This is a genomic window from Corynebacterium sp. MSK006 (genome assembly GCF_030232385.1).
GTDB classification, from domain to species: domain Bacteria; phylum Actinomycetota; class Actinomycetes; order Mycobacteriales; family Mycobacteriaceae; genus Corynebacterium; species Corynebacterium frankenforstense_A.
In genome coordinates, this window is the sequence record NZ_JASPJZ010000003.1 from 142,495 (window position 1) to 157,659 (window position 15,165).

The window sequence follows — 15,165 nt, forward strand, 5'->3', positions numbered from 1 at the left end:
CGCGCGGCGGTGTGCACCCCTTCCCCGGCGCGGTCCGGGTGCGCTCTAGCGCAGGCCGTAACCGGAGCGGTTGAACTCCTCGCGCAGCAGGTGGCGAGTGGTTTTCGTCGCCGCCTTCTCCGAGAGACGACCCAGCAGCTGGTCCGACCACGCCGAGTGGGCGCCGTAACGCGAGTAGTACCCGGCCAGCGTCTCGTCGTAGGCGGCCAGCGCGGCCGCCGCCTCCGGGTCCGTGCGGCAGTCGACGTAGCGGTCCCGGTGGGCGAAGAGCTCGAGCGGCAGGCGCGGCTTGGTACCGGCCTTCTCCTCCGGGTCCGGGTGGCCGATGGCCATCCCGAGCACGGGCACGACGTCGCGCGGGGCGCCGACGAGCTCGCGCACGCGGGGGACGTCGTTGCGCAGGGAACCCAGGTAGACGGTGCCCAGGCCCATCGACTCGGCGGCGTCGACGGCGGCCTGCGCGGCGATGCCGACGTCCGTGACCGATGCGAGCACCTCCTCGAGGTAGCCCAGCCCGCCCAGGTCCGGCGCCTCGCCGCCGGCGGCCGCGCGTGCGGCGAGCAGCCGGGCCCGGGAGTGGTCGACCAGCCAGACGAGCACCACCGGGGCGCGCGCGATGTGCCCGGCCATCTGCCGGGCGGCCTCCTCCAGGCTCTGCTTGGTCGCGGGGTCACGCACGGCGACCACGGAGACGGTCTGCTTGTTTGACGACGTCGCGGCCGACTGCGCGGCGGAAAGAATCGCCGTGAGCGTGGCCTCGTCGACGTCGCGGGCCAGCCAGCGGCGCACGGAGCGGTGCCGCAGCTGGTTGGCGATTGTCTCCGTGAACGGGGCCGGCGTGGTCCGCGGGGCGTTCTCCGCGCCGTAGCGGGCGGCGAGCAGCTCCGTGGCGTCCGCCTCGGTCAGATTCCCGGTGTTCTCCTCGGGTCGGGTCAACGGTGTCCTTTCAGTTCGCCTCGGTTGGTCTCGGTCCGTCTCAGCTCGGCCGCTCAGGGCTGCAGGTGGTCGTGGACGGCCATGGCCGCGCCGACGATGCCGGCGGTGTTGCGCAGGTCGGCGGGGATGACCGGGGTCTCCACGGTCAGCTTCGGGATCCACTTGTCGGCCTTGCGCGAGATCCCGCCGCCGACGATGAAGGCGTCGGGGGAGAAGAGGCGGTCGTACTCGTTGAGGGCCACGCTGACGCGCTTGGCCCACTGCTTGTAGCTGAGGTCCTCGCGGTCCTTGACCCCCGAGGAGGCGAAGTGCTCGGCGTGCTCGCCGTCGATGATCAGGTGCCCCAGCTCGGTGTTGGGGAACAGCTGGCCGTCGATGAGCAGCGCCGAGCCGATGCCGGTGCCCAGGGTCAGGAAGATCACCGCGCCCTTGGAGGCCTCGGGCACGCCGTGGGCGGCCTCGGCCACGCCGGCGGCGTCGGCGTCGTTGAGCACCGAGATCTCGCGGTCGCCGAGGTGGGCGTGGAAGAGCTCCTGCAGGTCGGTGCCCACCCAGGACTTGTCGATGTTGGCCGCCGAGTGCGCGACCTGTCCGTGCACGATCGCCGGCAGGGTGATGCCGACGGGGCCGTCCCACTCGAAGTGCTCGACGACCTCGGCGACGACGGCCGCGACGTTCTCCGGCGTCGACTTCTTCGGGGTCTTGATCTTGTGGCGGTCCCCGATGAAGACGCCCTCGTCCAGGTCGACGAGGGCGCCCTTGATCCCGGAGCCGCCGATGTCCACGCCGAATCCGACGTTGTCCTGCTTAGCCATGCGTCTCATCCTACCGAGGCACATGCGCCGCGGCGGTGGGACAATGGCGGGTGTGACGACCGCCCCGGCGCCGCCGGGGCGGGCCCCACCACCTCGAGGAGTGAGACGGAGAAGATGACTGAGCCGACCGAGCTGCGCGACCTGGCCGCCGAGATCGCCCGGGAGGCCGGCGTGCGCGTGCGCACCCGGCGCGCCGAGCTCGGCGACGTGCGCGCCTACACCATGACGAAGTCCTCGCCGGTCGACCCGGTCACCGTCGTCGACACGATGAGCGAGGAGTTCATCGTCGGCGAGATCGCGCGCCTGCGCCCCGGCGACGGCGTCATCGGCGAGGAGGGCTCCCAGGTCGCCTCCCACTCGGGGGTCTCCTGGGTCATCGACCCGATCGACGGCACCGTCAACTTCGTCTACGGGCTGCCCGCCTTCGCCGTCTCCGTGGCCGCGGCCGTCGACGGCGAGGTCGTCGCCGGCGCCGTCTACGACCCCTCGGCCGACGCGCTCTACAGCGCCGCCCGGGGTGCCGGCGCCACCCGCACCGATCCGCAGGGCACCGAGACCCTCGCGGTCTCGAGGGAGACCGACCCGGAGCGCTCCCTGGTGGCCACCGGCTTCGCCTACGCCTCCCGCGCGCGCCGCCGCCAGGCCGAGCTCCTGGTCGACCTGCTGCCGCGGGTGCGCGACATCCGCCGCTCCGGCTCGGCCGCCCTCGACCTGTGCCGCCTGGCCGAGGGGCGCGTGGACGCCTACTACGAGTACGGCCTGAGCTGCTGGGACTTCGCCGCCGGCGCCGTCATCGCCGAGGAGGCCGGCGCTGTGGTCGACGCCCCGGCGCTCTCGGTGCCCAGCTCCGAGTACCGCCTGCTGCGCGCCGCGGCTGGCCCCCTGGACCCGGCGCTGGGGGACCTCTTCGACGAGCTGGCCATGCCGGCCCAGCTCGCCCCGCTGCACTGACGCCGCCGTCCCCGGGGCGGGACCCTCGCCGGGCGCCGCCCCGGGCCCGGGTTACACCCGCGGAAAACGCCGCGTGGCGTGGATATATGACAGGCGGGCGTGTGTGGTTTAGTATCCGCCACCAAGAACACGTCGTCCGCCCCGCAGGCAGGTGGGGCGACCCCAACCTTGTGAGGGAGTAGTGAGGCTGCCGTGGCCACCGATTACGACAACGCCCGTCGCCGCGAGGACGATGAGCTCGAGACGGATTCCCTGGAGGGCCTGAAGGCCGCCGAGGCCGCCTCCTCGCCGATCGACGAGGACGGCGAGATCGTCGACTCCTTCGACCCGCCGAGCAACGACCTCTCCGGCGAGGAGCTCAACCTCCAGGTCGTCCCGCGCCAGTCCAACGAGTTCACCTGCTCGGAGTGCTTCCTGGTGCAGAAGACCGCCCGCCTCGACCACCGCGAGGCCGACGGCTCCCCGGTCTGCAAGGACTGCGCCTAGTCCCGCAGAGCGCAAGAAAATTGCCGACGTCGCGCAGCGCGACGTCGGCAATTTCGTTTCAGGTGGGGCGCCTACCGCGTTTCTGGGGGGACGCCTACCGCAGCGTGCGGGTGGCCTCCTCGGCCTGGCCGGGAAGGAAGGCCTGCAGCAGCTGCTCGGGGTGGCGGGCACCGATCAGCCAGTAGGGGGTCGGGTCGTCGGGGTCGTCGAGGACGAGCATGACCATCTCGGCGACCCAGCCGTGGGAGACGACGAAGGCCGCCGGGTCCAGCTGGTGGCCCATGGCGTTGCGCTTCGCGTTGGCGGGCACCGCCAGGGAGCGTGAGACGACGTCGCCGGGCAGCATCGCGTCGCCGGCGAAGAGCCAGCGCGTGCCGTCCGCGTCCTCCTCGACCTGCAGCACCGTCGAGGACAGGGAGACGAGCACCCACACCGCCAGGGCGGAGAGCACCACGGCCGGCACGATCAGCCAGGTGATCGTGCGGTTGTGCGCGAACTGGGCAGTCAGCAGCGCGACCAGGAGGAACGCCAGGATCCACCAGTAGAAGGGCACCCACTGGCGCTCGCGGTAGAGCACCTTCGCTTGATTGTTCGCCGTCTCAGTCACACCCGCAGAGTCTACTGGAGGCCGCGGCCGCGCAGAACCCCGGGCGCGGGGGCCGGGCCGGGGTGTGGCGGCGCGGTGGTGCGCGCCGCGCGGGGCGCACCGTATCGTGGGGGCCGTGAGTGAGACCCTGGACCCGAACATGACCGTGCGCGTGCGCCGGATCGACCCGGACATGCCGCTGCCCAAGCGCGCGCACCCCGACGACGCGGGCGCGGACCTGTGCAGCGCCGAGGACGTCGACCTCGTCCCCGGCGAGCGGCGCCTGGTGCGCACCGGCATCGCCATCGCGCTGCCCGCCGGCACCGTCGGCCTGGTGCACCCGCGCTCGGGTCTGGCCACCCGCCAGGGGCTGACCGTGATCAACACCCCGGGCACCATCGACGCGGGCTACCGTGGCGAGTTGAAGATCAGCCTGATCAACCTCGACCCGCACGAGACCGTCCACGTCGCCCGGGGCGAGCGCATCGCCCAGCTGCTGGTCCAGAAGGTCGAGCTCGTCGACTTCGCGGAGGCCGACGACCTCGGCGAGACGGAACGCGGCACCGGCGGGCACGGCTCGACCGGGCTGAACTGAAGCCAACGGGACCGACGACAACCACAAGGGGAGCGAGGAGCACATGGCGATCTGGCCTTTCGGCAACAAGGACAAGCACAAGCACGGGGACGCCGCGCAGGACGCCGGCGCGCCGGGCGTCGGCGCTGAGGGCGCCGCGGGTGCCGGGAACGGCGCCGGCGCCGCGGTGGACGACACCGCGGCCGACGCCGCCGCGGCGCAGGACGCGGCCGCTGACGCTATGGCGCAGTCCGCGGGCACCGCCGACGCCGCCGCTGAGGCGGGCGCCGGCGAGGACGTCCAGGTCTCCGGCACGGGGGAGACCGGCCCCTTCGACGGCGACTCGGTCAACATCGAGGACTTCGACTTCTCCGACTTCGCCTCCGGCGTGCTCAACCTCGGTTCGCTGCGCCTGCCGCTGCCCAAGGACTCCCAGGTGCAGGTCGAGATGGGCGAGCAGGGCCCGCGCATGCTGCACGTGGTCACCCGCCACGGCCGCATCACCCCGGTCGCCTTCGCCGCCCCGCGCTCCGGCGGGCAGTGGCGCACCACCGTCACCGAGATCGTGGCCAAGATGAAGGAGGACGGCCTGGCCCCCGAGATCGTCGACGGGCCCTGGGGCCGCGAGATCGTCGCCCCCAACGAGAACGGCCAGCTGCGCCTCATCGGCGTCGACGGCCCGCGCTGGATGCTGCGCTTCACCCTCGCCGCCCCCACCGGCCACGAGCAGGACCTGGCCGACGAGGCCCGCGACCTGTTCGCCCGCACCTTCGTCTACCGCGGCCAGGACCCGGTGCTCGCCGGCAACTCCCTGCCGGTCGCGCTGCCCGCGCAGCTCGTCGAGCAACTGCAGCAGGCCATGAAGCAGCGCGCGGCCCAGCAGGCCCGGCAGAACCAGCAGAACCCGGGTGGTGGCGCCGGTCAGCCCAGCGGCACCACGGAAGCGTGATCGCACATGACTGAGTCCACCAGCCACCCCGAGCACCTCGCCTCCGGCGACACCTGTCAGGTCACCGTCGAGCGCATGGCGCACGGCGGCGAGGGCATCGGCACCGTCGCCGGCCGCGTCGTCTTCGTCCGCGGCGGCCTGCCCGGCGACACCTGCACGGTGCGCATCGCCCAGGCCAAGAAGCGCTTTGCCCGCGGCGACGCCGTCGAGATTCTCGAGGCCTCCCCGCTGCGCGTGCAGCAGCGCTGCCCGGCGGCCGCGAAGGGCGCCGGCTGCTGCGACTACGGCGTGGTAGACCCCGACGCCGAGGTCGGCCTGAAGGTCGACGTGCTGCGCGACCAGCTGACCCGCCTCGGCGGGTTCACCACCGCACCCGCCGTCGAGTCCGCCGCCCTGCACCCCGTGACCGGCTGGCGCACCCGCGTGCGCCTGGGTGTGGACTCCCAGGGCCGCGCCGGGCTGCACAAGGCCCGCTCGCACGAGCTGGTCACCGACGCCGTCTGCTCCCAGGTGCTGCCCGGGCTGCTCGACGGCGTGGTCGGCGACGGCGCGCGCCGGTTCACCCCGGACGCGCAGGTCATCGTCGCCCAGACCGACGAGGGTCGCCAGATCGTCGAGACCCGCAAGACCGGCCGCGGCCGGCGCGCCGAGCGCGTCTCCGAGATCATCGAGGGCCCCGAGGCCGGCCGCATCGAGGTCGCCGGCCGCGAGTTCCGCGTCGCAGCCCCCGCCTTCTGGCAGGCGCACGTCGCCGCCCCGGCCGCCTACTCGCGGCTGGTGGAGCGCTTCGTGGCCGCCGAGCCCGCGGCCAGCCGCGACAGCGTGGCCGCAGAGGCGGGACGCGAGCGCGTCGCCGAGGACGCCGGAAAGCCCGCCTCGGACGGCTCGGCAACCGCGCCTGAGGGCCTGGACGCCGACGCGGCGGGCGTCGGCGATCAGGAAGGCGACGCACCCAAGGTGGGCTGGGACCTCTACGGCGGCGTCGGGCTGTTCGTACCCGCGTTGGCCGCGGCGCTGGGGGAGGGCGCGGCGATCCACACCGTCGACTCCTCGCCCTCGGCGCGCGCGGGCAGCCAGCCGGCCCTCAAGGGCATCGACCACCACGTGCACCCGGTCACCGTCGAGCGCGCCATGGCCGAACTGCCCCACCCGGACGCGGTGGTCCTCGACCCGCCGCGCACCGGCGCGGGCGCCGAGGTCGTCGCCGCCGTGGCCGCCGCCCACCCGGGTGTGGTCGTCCACGTCGGCTGCGACCCGGCCACGCTCTCGCGCGACCTGTCCGACTGGCGCAAGAACGGCTACTGGCTGACGGACTGCCAGCTCGTGGACGCCTTCCCGGGCACCCACCACTTCGAGGTCGTCTGCCGGCTCGAGCCCGCCGACCCCGCAGGCAACGCCGCCGCCGAGGAGACCGCGCGGCTCTCTGCCGCGGGGGATGCGGCGCAGACCGCCCCCGTCGGCCACGGAGGCGCGGCACGCTAGTACGATCGAGGGAACGCGCCGTAGGGTGTCAGCCGCCCCCATCAGGGGGTGGCAGGCGGCCCGTCTCCGGCGGTGTCACCCGGTACACGAAGGAGCAGAGCTGACCCCCATGGGAATTCTCCACACCATCTCCTCTCCCGCCGACCTCAAGGCGCTGGAACCCGGCGACCTCGATGAGCTGTGCGCGGAGATCAGGCGGCTGCTCATCGAGAAGGTCTCCGCCACCGGCGGCCACCTCGGCCCCAACCTCGGCGTGGTCGAGCTGACCGTCGCCCTGCACCGCGTCTTCGACTCGCCGCGCGAGCCGCTGATCTTCGACACCAGCCACCAGTCTTACGTGCACAAGATCCTCACCGGGCGCGCCGACCAGTTCGACACCCTGCGCCAGAAGGGCGGCCTGTCCGGCTACACCTGCCGCGCCGAGTCCGAGCACGACTGGACCGAGTCCTCGCACGCCTCTGCGGCACTCAGCGTGGCCGACGGCATGTCCAAGGCCTTCGCCCTGGGCGGGGAGCCGCACCGCAACGTCGTCGCCGTCGTCGGCGACGGCGCGATGACCGGCGGCATGGTCTGGGAGGCGCTCAACAACATCGCCGCCGGCCGCGACCGCAACGTCGTCATCGTGGTCAATGACAACGGCCGCAGCTACTCGCCGACCATCGGCGGCTTCGCCGACGCCCTGGCGGACCTGCGCATGCTGCGCACCTACGACCGCGTCATGGAGCAGGGCAAGTCGACGCTGAAGTCGCTCGGCTGGGTCGGCGAGCGCACCTTCGAGGCCCTCCACGCCTTCAAGGAGGGCGTGAAGTCCCAGGTGCTGCCGGACCAGATGTTCCCGGAGCTGGGCATCAAGTACATCGGGCCGGTCAACGGCCACAACCTCAAGGCACTGGGCAACGTGCTGCGCTACGCCCGCGAGTTCGAGGGCCCGATCATCGTGCACGCCGTGACCGAGAAGGGCCGCGGCTTTGCCCCGGCGGCCACCGAGTCGCCGGACCTGATGCACTCCACCGGGGTCATCGACCCCGTGACCGGCAAGTCCCGCAAGGTCGCCGGGCCCAGCTGGACCTCGGCGTTCTCCGCCGAGCTCGTCCGCGCCGGGGCGCGCCGGCCCGACCTGGTGGCCATCACCGCCGCGATGGGCGGGCCGACGGGGCTCTCCGCGTTCAACGACAAGTTCCCCTCCCGCTTCTACGACGTCGGCATCGCCGAGCAGCACGCCGTGACCAGCGCCGCCGGCATGAGCCTGGCCGGGCTGCACCCGGTGGTCGCGCTCTACTCGACCTTCCTCAACCGCGGCTTCGACCAGCTGCTCATGGACGTCGGGCTGATCGACCGTGCCGTGACCTTCGTGCTCGACCGCGCCGGGGTGACCGGCTCGGACGGCGCGAGCCACAACGGTGTCTGGGACATGGCGATCACCTCGTTGGTGCCCGGCCTGCGCTTGGCCGCCCCGCGCGACGGACAGCAGCTCGTCGAGCTCTTCGACGAGGCCATCGAGGTCTCCGACGGCCCGACCGTGGTGCGCTTCCCCAAGGGCGAGAAGCCCTCGGACATCCCCACGCTGCGCCGCACCGACGGCGGCACCGACGTGCTCGTCGAGACGGGGCCGATTGACGACGCCGCGCGTGGTGACGCGGGCGCGGACGCCGCGGCTGCGGTGGGCGGCGCCGAGGGCGCCGCCGCCGAGGAGGCCGCTGACCCGTTCCAGCTGCTCGTGGTCTCGATCGGCGCGCTCGCCGGCACCGTGCTCGAGGCCGTCGACGGGCTGGAGAACCGGGTGGACCGCGGCGGAGACGTCGCGGTGACCGTGCTGGACCCGCGGTGGGTCTCGCCGGTGCGCGCCGAGCTGCTCGAGGCGGCAGCGGGCGCGGACCTGGTGGTCACCGTCGAGGACGGCGTGATCCGCGGCGGCATCGGCTCCCAGCTGGCCGAGGCCATGCAGGCCGCCGAGATCGACACCCCGGTGCGCCACCTGGCCTTCCCGGACGTCTACCCGCTGCACGCCTCGCGCGGGCAGCTGCTCTCCGAGGTCGGTCTCGACGCCGAGGGCATGCGCACCTCGATCGAGGGCTGGATCACCAGCCTCGCCGACGACCCCCGTCAGCGGTGAACACCGCGGCGGTGAAGGCCGGCACGACCAGCTCGATCTGCCAGTCGCGCACCCCGTAGTCGACGAGGAAGTCCACCAGCTCGCTCACCGAGTGCAGCTGGTGGCCCTCGGTGGACTCCCACACGGCACGGCGCAGCACCTTCGGGGCGGCGATGTTCTCCACCGGCATGCCCAGCTCCACCGAGAGCTCGAGGAGGTTCTCGTGGATCTTCTCCCAGGCCTCCGCGGCCTGCGGGTGGTGTTCCGGCCAGTGCGAGTGCGGCGGGATCGAGTCGTGGCGCGGGGCCGGGCGCGGCCAGTCCGCCGGGTCCGAGGCGAGCGCCTCGGCGGCCGTGCGTGCCCACAAGCTGATGCGCGAGGCAACCCGGCGGTACTGGGTGGGCTTGAGGCGTGCGGTGTTGAGCAGTCGGTCGGCGTCGGAGACCCCGGCGGCGGCGAAGGCGACGAGCGCCTTGTCCGGAAGCAGGATCGCCGGGTTCTTGTCCTCGGCGACGGCGAGGTCCTCGCGGGTCTGCCACAGCGCACGTGCGACGGCGAGCTGGCGGGGGCGGCGCAGGCGGCGCAGCCCCTTCGTCTTCTTCCAGTCGCGCTCGGGGGCGGGGTCGGTGTGGGTGGCGATGATATGGTCGAAGTCCTCTCCGGCCCAGCTGAGCTTGCCCTCGTTGTCGAGCGCCTCGGCCAGGAAGTCCGCCAGCTCCAGCAGGTAAGCGACGTCGCCCTCGGCGTAGACGAGCCAGTCCTCGGGCAGCGGGGTCGTCGACCAGTCCTCCTGGCCGTGGCCCTTGTCCAGGTGCACGCCCAGGGTGGACTCGAGCAGCGCGCCGAGGTTGACCCGGTCGTAGCCGAGCAGGCGCCCGGCCAGCTCGGTGTCGAAGAGCCGGCCGGGGACGAGTCCCAGCCAGGCCAGCGGCGGCAGGTCGGTGACGGCGGCGTGCACGATCCAGTCCGCGCCGGTCATCACGGGGGCAAGTGCCGCGGTCAGTTTCTCGCGGCGGCCCTCCGGGGCGAAGAGCAGGGTGCCGGCGCCGCGGCGGCGCACCTGCAGCAGGAAGACGCGGTCGTCGTAGCGGAAGCCGGAGGCGCGCTCGGTGTCGACGGCGAAGGGGCCGCGGCCTTCGGCGAGCACCTTGGCGCCGGCGGCGAAGAGCTCCGGGGTGTCGAGCACCCGAGGCAGCAGGTCGGCGGGTTCGGCCTCGGTGTGGAAGGGCTCCGCGTGCGTCTGACCCCGGGCCTGGCCTTTGCCCGGGGCCCGGCCCCGGACGGGCCCCGCGCCGCCCACCGTCAGTGAGCGCCGAGGGTGCGCACACCCTCGGGCGGCAGGCCGGCGACGTGGGCGAGCACGTCGGCGAAGGCCTCCACGTGCGCGGACAGGTCGGTGCCGGTGGCGGTCCAGGAGGCGCGCATCTCCAGCTGGTGGGCGCGCGGCGGGCCGCCGATCTCACCGAAGCGCATCGAGGACGTCGAGGTGACCGTGCCGCCGAGGTTGGTGTGGCCCGCCTCGAGGTTCTCCAGTCCCTCGGTCAGCCACTGCCAGGCGACGTCGGGCAAGAGCGGGTCGGAGGCGACCTCGTCGTCCATGTCGGCCTGGATGTAGGCGACCAGCCGCATCGAGCCGTCCCAGGCCTCCTCGGCCTGCGGGTCATGCAGCAGGATCAGCCGGCCGAAGGCGTCGCCGTCCGAGTCGGTCTGCGGGTCATCGGGGTGTTCGCCGCGGTCGACCTCGAGGCCGACCGCGTGGCTGTAGGGCGCGAGCCGTTGGGGTGGCCGGATCGTGCCGAGCGAGAGCTCGTCGCGCAGGCGCGCGTGGTAGAGGGACTCGACGGCGGCGGAGAAGTCCGCGGGCAGTGCCTCGTCGTCCGCGCGGCCGTCCCGGGACGGCGGAATCGTAGACTGCTCGGAAAACATCACGACCCCCAAGCTAACGGGTGCCCGCGCGGCTGCGGGGGAGGCGCGCCGTTGCGCGGGTCGGTTGGCGCGACGTCCGAAGTACAACTTATGATGGACCCAATTCGGTTTCCCGAGACATCACCAGAAAGCGAGGGTCCCGTCGGCATGGCTGACAACGACATCGACTACGTGGCGCTCAACCGCCTCCAGGCCTACATCCAGACCGCGGTCTTCCGCACCCTGCCCGGTGAGCTTCCCGCCGACCGCGCTGAGGTCGGCCGTGAGGCGCAGGAGTTCTTCGACAAGCTCGCCGAGGAGGGCGTCGTCACGGTGCGCGGGGTCTACCTGACCTCCGGCATTCAGGCGAACGCGGACTTCATGGTGTGGTGGCACGCCGAGACGTTCACCGACCTGCAGAAGGCGCTGAACTCCTTCCGCCGCGACACCGCCCTGGGCCGCGCCTCGGAGCTGGTGTGGACCGGCAACGGCGTCCACCGCCCCGCGGAGTTCAACAAGCGCCACCTGCCGGCCTTCGTCATGGGCGAGGAGCCGCGCGAGTGGATGACGGTCTACCCGTTCGTGCGCTCTTACGAGTGGTACTACATGGACGCCAAGAAGCGCTCGCAGATCCTGCGTGAGCACGGCCAGAACGCCCACGACTACGCCGACGTGCGCGCCAACACCACCACCGCCTTCGTGCTGGGCGACTACGAGTGGATGCTCAACTTCGAGGCCGACAAGCTCGACCGCATCGTCGACCTGATGCACCAGATGCGCTACACCGAGGCCCGTCTGCACGTGCGCGTGGAGATCCCGTTCTACAGCGGCCAGCGCTACGAGGACATCTCGGCGATGGTCGACCTGCTGCCCTAGGAGGCTCTGACAGGTCCATGAGAGAGGACCGCCGGTGGTATCCCACCGGCGGTCCTCTCTCGCTTCGCTGTGTGCGCGGGTCCCGCTGTCTCGGCTGCGCGGTTACCTGTCCCCGGCCTCGCCCTCGGCGGGCTCGAGGGTCAGGCACACGGAGTTGATGCAGTAGCGCAGGTCGGTCGGGGTGTCGTAGCCCTCGCCGGCGAAGACGTGGCCCAGGTGGGAGCCGCAGCTGGCGCAGAGCACCTCGGTGCGGCGCATGCCCAGCGAGTCATCGGTGCGTTCGACGACGCGGTCGCCGGCCAGCGGGGAGAAGAACGCCGGCCAGCCGCAGTGGGAGGCGAACTTGTGCTCGGAGCGGAACAGCTCGGCGCCGCAGGCCCGGCAGCTGTAGACGCCCTCGGTGGTGGTGTCGGTGTACTCGCCGACGAACGGCGCCTCGGTGCCGGCCTGGCGCAGCACCCGGTACTCCTCGTCGTTGAGGCGCTCGCGCCACTCGGCGTCGGAGATCATCTTGAAGTCGGTCACGGTCTGCCTCCTCGGGGATTCACTTGCGCTGCCTCTCACTGAAGCGTACGCGGCGGGTGCGGTATTTCCGGGCGTCGCCGGTGACCCCGGCTGGCCCGGCAGCCCGGTCGCCCGTGGCGCGCTCGGAGCGCCACCAGGCCACGGCGACGGCCGCGGCGACGGCGAGCAGTGTCGCCCAGCCGGCGGTGTTGGCGAACTGGCCGACCCAGCGGCCCCACCGGCCCCAGGCCTCGGCGTCCCAGTCGAAGGGGGAGAAGACCGCGGCCAGGGCGGCCCACGCCGGCCAGTTGTGCACCACGGAGCGCTCCAGCAGGACGGTGAAGACCAGCGGGAAGAGCATCATCGAGTAGTACTGCTGGCCCAGCGAGGACAGCAGGAACACCCCGGCCAGCAGCACCGACGACGAGGTGATCAGCCACATCAGGGGAGCGGTGAAGCGGTAGCGGGCCAGCACGATGACGGCCACGGCCACCGCGGCGGCGCACACGGCGGTCAGTGTCAGCCGCAGCCACCCGGGCCAGCCGAAGTAGACGGCGATGCCGGGAAGCGAGCTGTTGGCGTAGTCGCGGACCTCGCCGAGGTACGGGGCGAGCTTGGTCAGGTAGTCACCGGCGCCGGGCACCAGCGGCCAGGCGACCAGGTTGGCCACGACCGGCACGGCGACTGCGGCGATGACCGCTCGCCAGCGCCACACGGCGATGCACAGCACGATCAGCGGGGCGAACATCGGCTTGATCAGGATGCACAGGCCGAGTGCGACGCCGGCGGCCCAGTCGCGGCCGCGCAGCAGCCAGGCGAGGAAGGCGACGAAGACGAGCAGGAGGACGCCGTTGATGTTGGCGAAGACGAGCGTGTTGCGCACCGCCTCGGTCAGAAACGCCGCGCAGACGGCCAGGGGGAGCACGGCCGAGGTGGCGCGGTAGCCGAACAGACGGGTCAGCCAGGCCAGTGCAGCGATGATCGCGGCGGCACCGACGAGGATGAAGACCATACGCACCGCGTTCGGGTGGTGGCTCATCCCCAGCGGGCTCAGCAGCAGGGTCGCGCCCGGGTTGTAGAGGTAGTGCGGGTCGACGTGGTGGTAGATCTCGTCGTAGACGGGCACCCGGTCCAGGAAGCGGCGCGCGGCGAGGTAGACCGTGGTGAAGTCGTCCGTGACGCTGCCGGCGACGGCGCGCACGAGGACGGTGTGCACGACCAGCAGCACCGCCAGCGGCCAGAGGATGACGCGCAGCAGGCCGTCGTGGCGGCCGAGGTCGCGCAGCCCGGCAGTCGAGTCGGCGGACTGTGCGGGGGCCGTGGCGCGACCCGCGGCGTCGGCCGCGGGCACGGCGCCGACCCAGAAGCCGGCGAACGGGTCGCTGCGAAGAGATTTCACGCGGTCCACCCTACTGAATGGAATGGGCCTTCCCGGCAGCCCCGGCGCGCGGCGCGAGTCCGGCGCCCGGGGCACGGCTCGGCGACCGACGCGCGACTCAGCGCCTGCGGCGGTAGCGCAGGAAGAGCGTGGAGTCGGCGTCGCGGTGCAGGTTCTCCAGCTCCATCGGGCGGGCGGTCGTCTCCGCGCCGGTGACCAGGGGCTGCTCGACCGCGCCGGAGAGGACGGGGGAGAGGGTCAGGTAGAGCACGTCGATCAGGTCGGCGGAGATCTCCGCGCCCAGCAGGCTCGGCCCGCCCTCGCAGACGATGCGGCGCGCCCCGCGCGCGACGAGCGTGTCGACGGCGGCGCGCACGTCGCCTCCACCGGTGTCGACGACCTCGGCTCCGGCACTCCGGAGCGTCTCGGCGCGCGCGGAGGCGGCGCCGGAGGAGTCGGTCAGGATCAGCGGCGGGCGCGCGCCGGGGGCCTCGCCGCGGCAGGCGGCGAAGAGACGGGCGGACGTGTCGAGGGCCAGTGAGCCGGAGAGCACCGCGAGCACCGGGGCCGCGGCCTGGCCGCGTGCGGCGCGCCGGGCGGTGTAGTCGGGGTCGGGGCAGACCGGGCCGTAGTCCTCGGCGCGCACGGTGCCCGCACCGACGAGCACCGCGTCGGCCCACTGGCGCACCGCGGCGAGCAGGGCGGCGTCCAGGTCGTTGCCGAGTCCTCCCGAGGTCCCGTCGACAGCCGCGGACCCGGTCAGGGCGCTGACCATGATGGCGCGGACCTCGGCCGGGCGGCCGCCGGCTGCCGGGGCGCCGGTCTCCCCGTGGGCGGGCGTGTCCGGGCCGACGAGTTCATCGAGTAGCGCGTCGGGGCCGGTCGCGGTGGCGTCGTCCGTGCCGCGGGGCTGGTGTGTGTCCTCGGAGTCCATACCCCGAGACTAGCCGCGCTCCGCGGCCGCCGGTCCCGGCCGGACAGTCCCCACCCGAGTCCAGACCGACCGGCCCCGGACACGGAAAACCCCGCCGGCCCTGAAAAGGACCGGCGGGGTGGTGGAGCGGATGACGAGACTCGAACTCGCGACCCTCACCTTGGCAAGGTGATGCGCTACCAACTGCGCTACATCCGCATCGAGAACCCGAAGGTTCTCTGTGCGCGATACTGGAATTGAACCAGTGACCTCTTCCGTGTCAGGGAAGCGCTCTCCCCCTGAGCTAATCGCGCGGGGTAGATGAACTACGAGGTGGAAACGGGAATCGAACCCGTGTGCACGGCTTTGCAGGCCGTTGCCTCACCACTCGGCCATTCCACCGCAGGAGGACCTCGGCCCACCTGATTGGGTGCCCGGAAAACCGGGTACCGGAGCGGATGACGAGACTCGAACTCGCGACCCTCACCTTGGCAAGGTGATGCGCTACCAACTGCGCTACATCCGCATCGAGAACCCGAAGGTTCTCTGTGCGCGATACTGGAATTGAACCAGTGACCTCTTCCGTGTCAGGGAAGCGCTCTCCCCCTGAGCTAATCGCGCGGGGAAGGGAATCGAAATTCCCGGAGCGGATGACGAGACTCGAACTCGCGACCCTCACCTTGGCAAGGTGATGCGCTACCAACTGCGCTACATCCGC

15 protein-coding genes and 6 tRNA genes are annotated in these 15,165 nt (G+C 72.3%); 7 read left to right on the forward strand and 14 right to left on the reverse strand.

Annotation, left to right across the window (positions count from 1 at the left end; genetic code table 11):
* Positions 1-45: 45 nt before the first annotated feature.
* Entirely contained in the window at positions 46-936 is an 891-nt protein-coding gene (locus QQA02_RS03155) for a nitroreductase family protein (protein ID WP_284775058.1), read from the reverse strand.
* Positions 937-989: 53 nt separating this feature from the next.
* Positions 990-1,751, reverse strand: coding sequence for a polyphosphate--glucose phosphotransferase (gene ppgK, locus QQA02_RS03160; protein WP_284775057.1), 762 nt, complete (start codon positions 1,749-1,751; stop codon positions 990-992).
* A 114-nt stretch (positions 1,752-1,865) separates the two neighbouring features.
* Here ppgK and QQA02_RS03165 point away from each other — a divergent pair, with 114 nt between their 5' ends.
* Both QQA02_RS03165 and QQA02_RS03170 read left to right on the forward strand, forming a co-directional pair.
* On the forward strand, positions 1,866-2,702 hold the full coding sequence (locus QQA02_RS03165) for an inositol monophosphatase family protein (RefSeq protein ID WP_284775054.1): 837 nt from the start codon (positions 1,866-1,868) through the stop codon (positions 2,700-2,702).
* 192 nt (positions 2,703-2,894) lie between these two features.
* A complete protein-coding gene (locus QQA02_RS03170; RefSeq protein ID WP_284775052.1) occupies positions 2,895-3,188 on the forward strand; it encodes a DUF4193 domain-containing protein in 294 nt (97 codons plus the stop codon).
* A gap of 94 nt (positions 3,189-3,282) precedes the next feature.
* Here QQA02_RS03170 and QQA02_RS03175 read toward each other — a convergent pair whose 3' ends face one another.
* Positions 3,283-3,795: a DUF3093 domain-containing protein gene (locus QQA02_RS03175; RefSeq protein WP_284775050.1), complete on the reverse strand. Its 513-nt coding sequence runs from the start codon at positions 3,793-3,795 to the stop codon at positions 3,283-3,285.
* A gap of 139 nt (positions 3,796-3,934) precedes the next feature.
* Between QQA02_RS03175 and dut the strand changes: the two genes are divergently transcribed.
* The 4 genes from dut to dxs all read left to right on the forward strand — a co-directional run bounded on the left by dut (position 3,935) and on the right by dxs (position 8,892).
* Positions 3,935-4,369, forward strand: a complete 435-nt coding sequence (gene dut, locus QQA02_RS03180) for a dUTP diphosphatase (protein WP_284775121.1) — start codon at positions 3,935-3,937, stop codon at positions 4,367-4,369.
* Positions 4,370-4,412: 43 nt separating this feature from the next.
* Positions 4,413-5,297, forward strand: coding sequence for a DUF3710 domain-containing protein (locus QQA02_RS03185; protein ID WP_284775048.1), 885 nt, complete (start codon positions 4,413-4,415; stop codon positions 5,295-5,297).
* Between the two features lie 6 nt (positions 5,298-5,303).
* Entirely contained in the window at positions 5,304-6,779 is a 1,476-nt protein-coding gene (locus tag QQA02_RS03190) for a class I SAM-dependent RNA methyltransferase (protein ID WP_284775047.1), read from the forward strand.
* A gap of 109 nt (positions 6,780-6,888) precedes the next feature.
* A complete protein-coding gene (gene dxs, locus QQA02_RS03195; RefSeq protein WP_284775046.1) occupies positions 6,889-8,892 on the forward strand; it encodes a 1-deoxy-D-xylulose-5-phosphate synthase in 2,004 nt (667 codons plus the stop codon).
* Here the strand turns inward: dxs and QQA02_RS03200 are convergent.
* Complete coding sequence (locus tag QQA02_RS03200; RefSeq protein WP_284775045.1) at positions 8,858-10,057, reverse strand: ribonuclease D; 1,200 nt, start codon at positions 10,055-10,057, stop codon at positions 8,858-8,860. The two genes, dxs and QQA02_RS03200, sit on opposite strands and share 35 nt — an antisense overlap.
* Positions 10,058-10,173: 116 nt before the next feature.
* Entirely contained in the window at positions 10,174-10,797 is a 624-nt protein-coding gene (locus QQA02_RS03205) for a DUF3000 domain-containing protein (protein ID WP_284775119.1), read from the reverse strand.
* Positions 10,798-10,944: 147 nt separating this feature from the next.
* Here QQA02_RS03205 and hemQ point away from each other — a divergent pair, with 147 nt between their 5' ends.
* Complete coding sequence (hemQ, locus tag QQA02_RS03210; protein ID WP_284775043.1) at positions 10,945-11,652, forward strand: hydrogen peroxide-dependent heme synthase; 708 nt, start codon at positions 10,945-10,947, stop codon at positions 11,650-11,652.
* A gap of 102 nt (positions 11,653-11,754) precedes the next feature.
* On the opposite strand, the gene msrB is transcribed toward hemQ, so the two are convergent.
* From msrB to QQA02_RS03255, 9 genes are all read right to left on the reverse strand, one after another.
* Positions 11,755-12,177: a peptide-methionine (R)-S-oxide reductase MsrB gene (gene msrB / locus QQA02_RS03215; RefSeq protein ID WP_284775042.1), complete on the reverse strand. Its 423-nt coding sequence runs from the start codon at positions 12,175-12,177 to the stop codon at positions 11,755-11,757.
* Between the two features lie 19 nt (positions 12,178-12,196).
* Positions 12,197-13,555 (reverse strand): glycosyltransferase family 87 protein, encoded by a 1,359-nt coding sequence (locus tag QQA02_RS03220; protein WP_284775040.1) that lies wholly within the window; start codon positions 13,553-13,555, stop codon positions 12,197-12,199.
* Between the two features lie 97 nt (positions 13,556-13,652).
* Positions 13,653-14,468, reverse strand: coding sequence for a pyrimidine reductase family protein (locus tag QQA02_RS03225; protein ID WP_284775038.1), 816 nt, complete (start codon positions 14,466-14,468; stop codon positions 13,653-13,655).
* Positions 14,469-14,590: 122 nt separating this feature from the next.
* Positions 14,591-14,666 (reverse strand) — tRNA-Gly (locus QQA02_RS03230).
* 23 nt (positions 14,667-14,689) lie between these two features.
* Positions 14,690-14,761: transfer RNA gene (locus tag QQA02_RS03235), tRNA-Val, on the reverse strand.
* Between the two features lie 17 nt (positions 14,762-14,778).
* Positions 14,779-14,849: transfer RNA gene (locus tag QQA02_RS03240), tRNA-Cys, on the reverse strand.
* A 51-nt stretch (positions 14,850-14,900) separates the two neighbouring features.
* Positions 14,901-14,973 (reverse strand) — tRNA-Gly (locus QQA02_RS03245).
* A gap of 23 nt (positions 14,974-14,996) precedes the next feature.
* A tRNA-Val gene (locus QQA02_RS03250) sits at positions 14,997-15,068 on the reverse strand.
* Positions 15,069-15,092: 24 nt separating this feature from the next.
* Positions 15,093-15,165 (reverse strand) — tRNA-Gly (locus QQA02_RS03255).

Excerpts from the sequence above, each read along its gene's own strand:
- QQA02_RS03205 (WP_284775119.1), bottom strand. The coding sequence starts at position 10,797 with ATGTTTTCCGAGCAGTCTACGATTCCGCCGTCCCGGGACGGCCGCGCG.
- dxs (WP_284775046.1), top strand. The coding sequence starts at position 6,889 with ATGGGAATTCTCCACACCATCTCCTCTCCCGCCGACCTCAAGGCGCTG.
- ppgK (WP_284775057.1), bottom strand. The coding sequence starts at position 1,751 with ATGGCTAAGCAGGACAACGTCGGATTCGGCGTGGACATCGGCGGCTCC.
- QQA02_RS03225 (WP_284775038.1), bottom strand. The coding sequence starts at position 14,468 with ATGGACTCCGAGGACACACACCAGCCCCGCGGCACGGACGACGCCACC.
- QQA02_RS03185 (WP_284775048.1), top strand. The coding sequence starts at position 4,413 with ATGGCGATCTGGCCTTTCGGCAACAAGGACAAGCACAAGCACGGGGAC.
- QQA02_RS03190 (WP_284775047.1), top strand. The coding sequence starts at position 5,304 with ATGACTGAGTCCACCAGCCACCCCGAGCACCTCGCCTCCGGCGACACC.
- hemQ (WP_284775043.1), top strand. The coding sequence starts at position 10,945 with ATGGCTGACAACGACATCGACTACGTGGCGCTCAACCGCCTCCAGGCC.
- QQA02_RS03165 (WP_284775054.1), top strand. The coding sequence starts at position 1,866 with ATGACTGAGCCGACCGAGCTGCGCGACCTGGCCGCCGAGATCGCCCGG.
- dut (WP_284775121.1), top strand. The coding sequence starts at position 3,935 with ATGACCGTGCGCGTGCGCCGGATCGACCCGGACATGCCGCTGCCCAAG.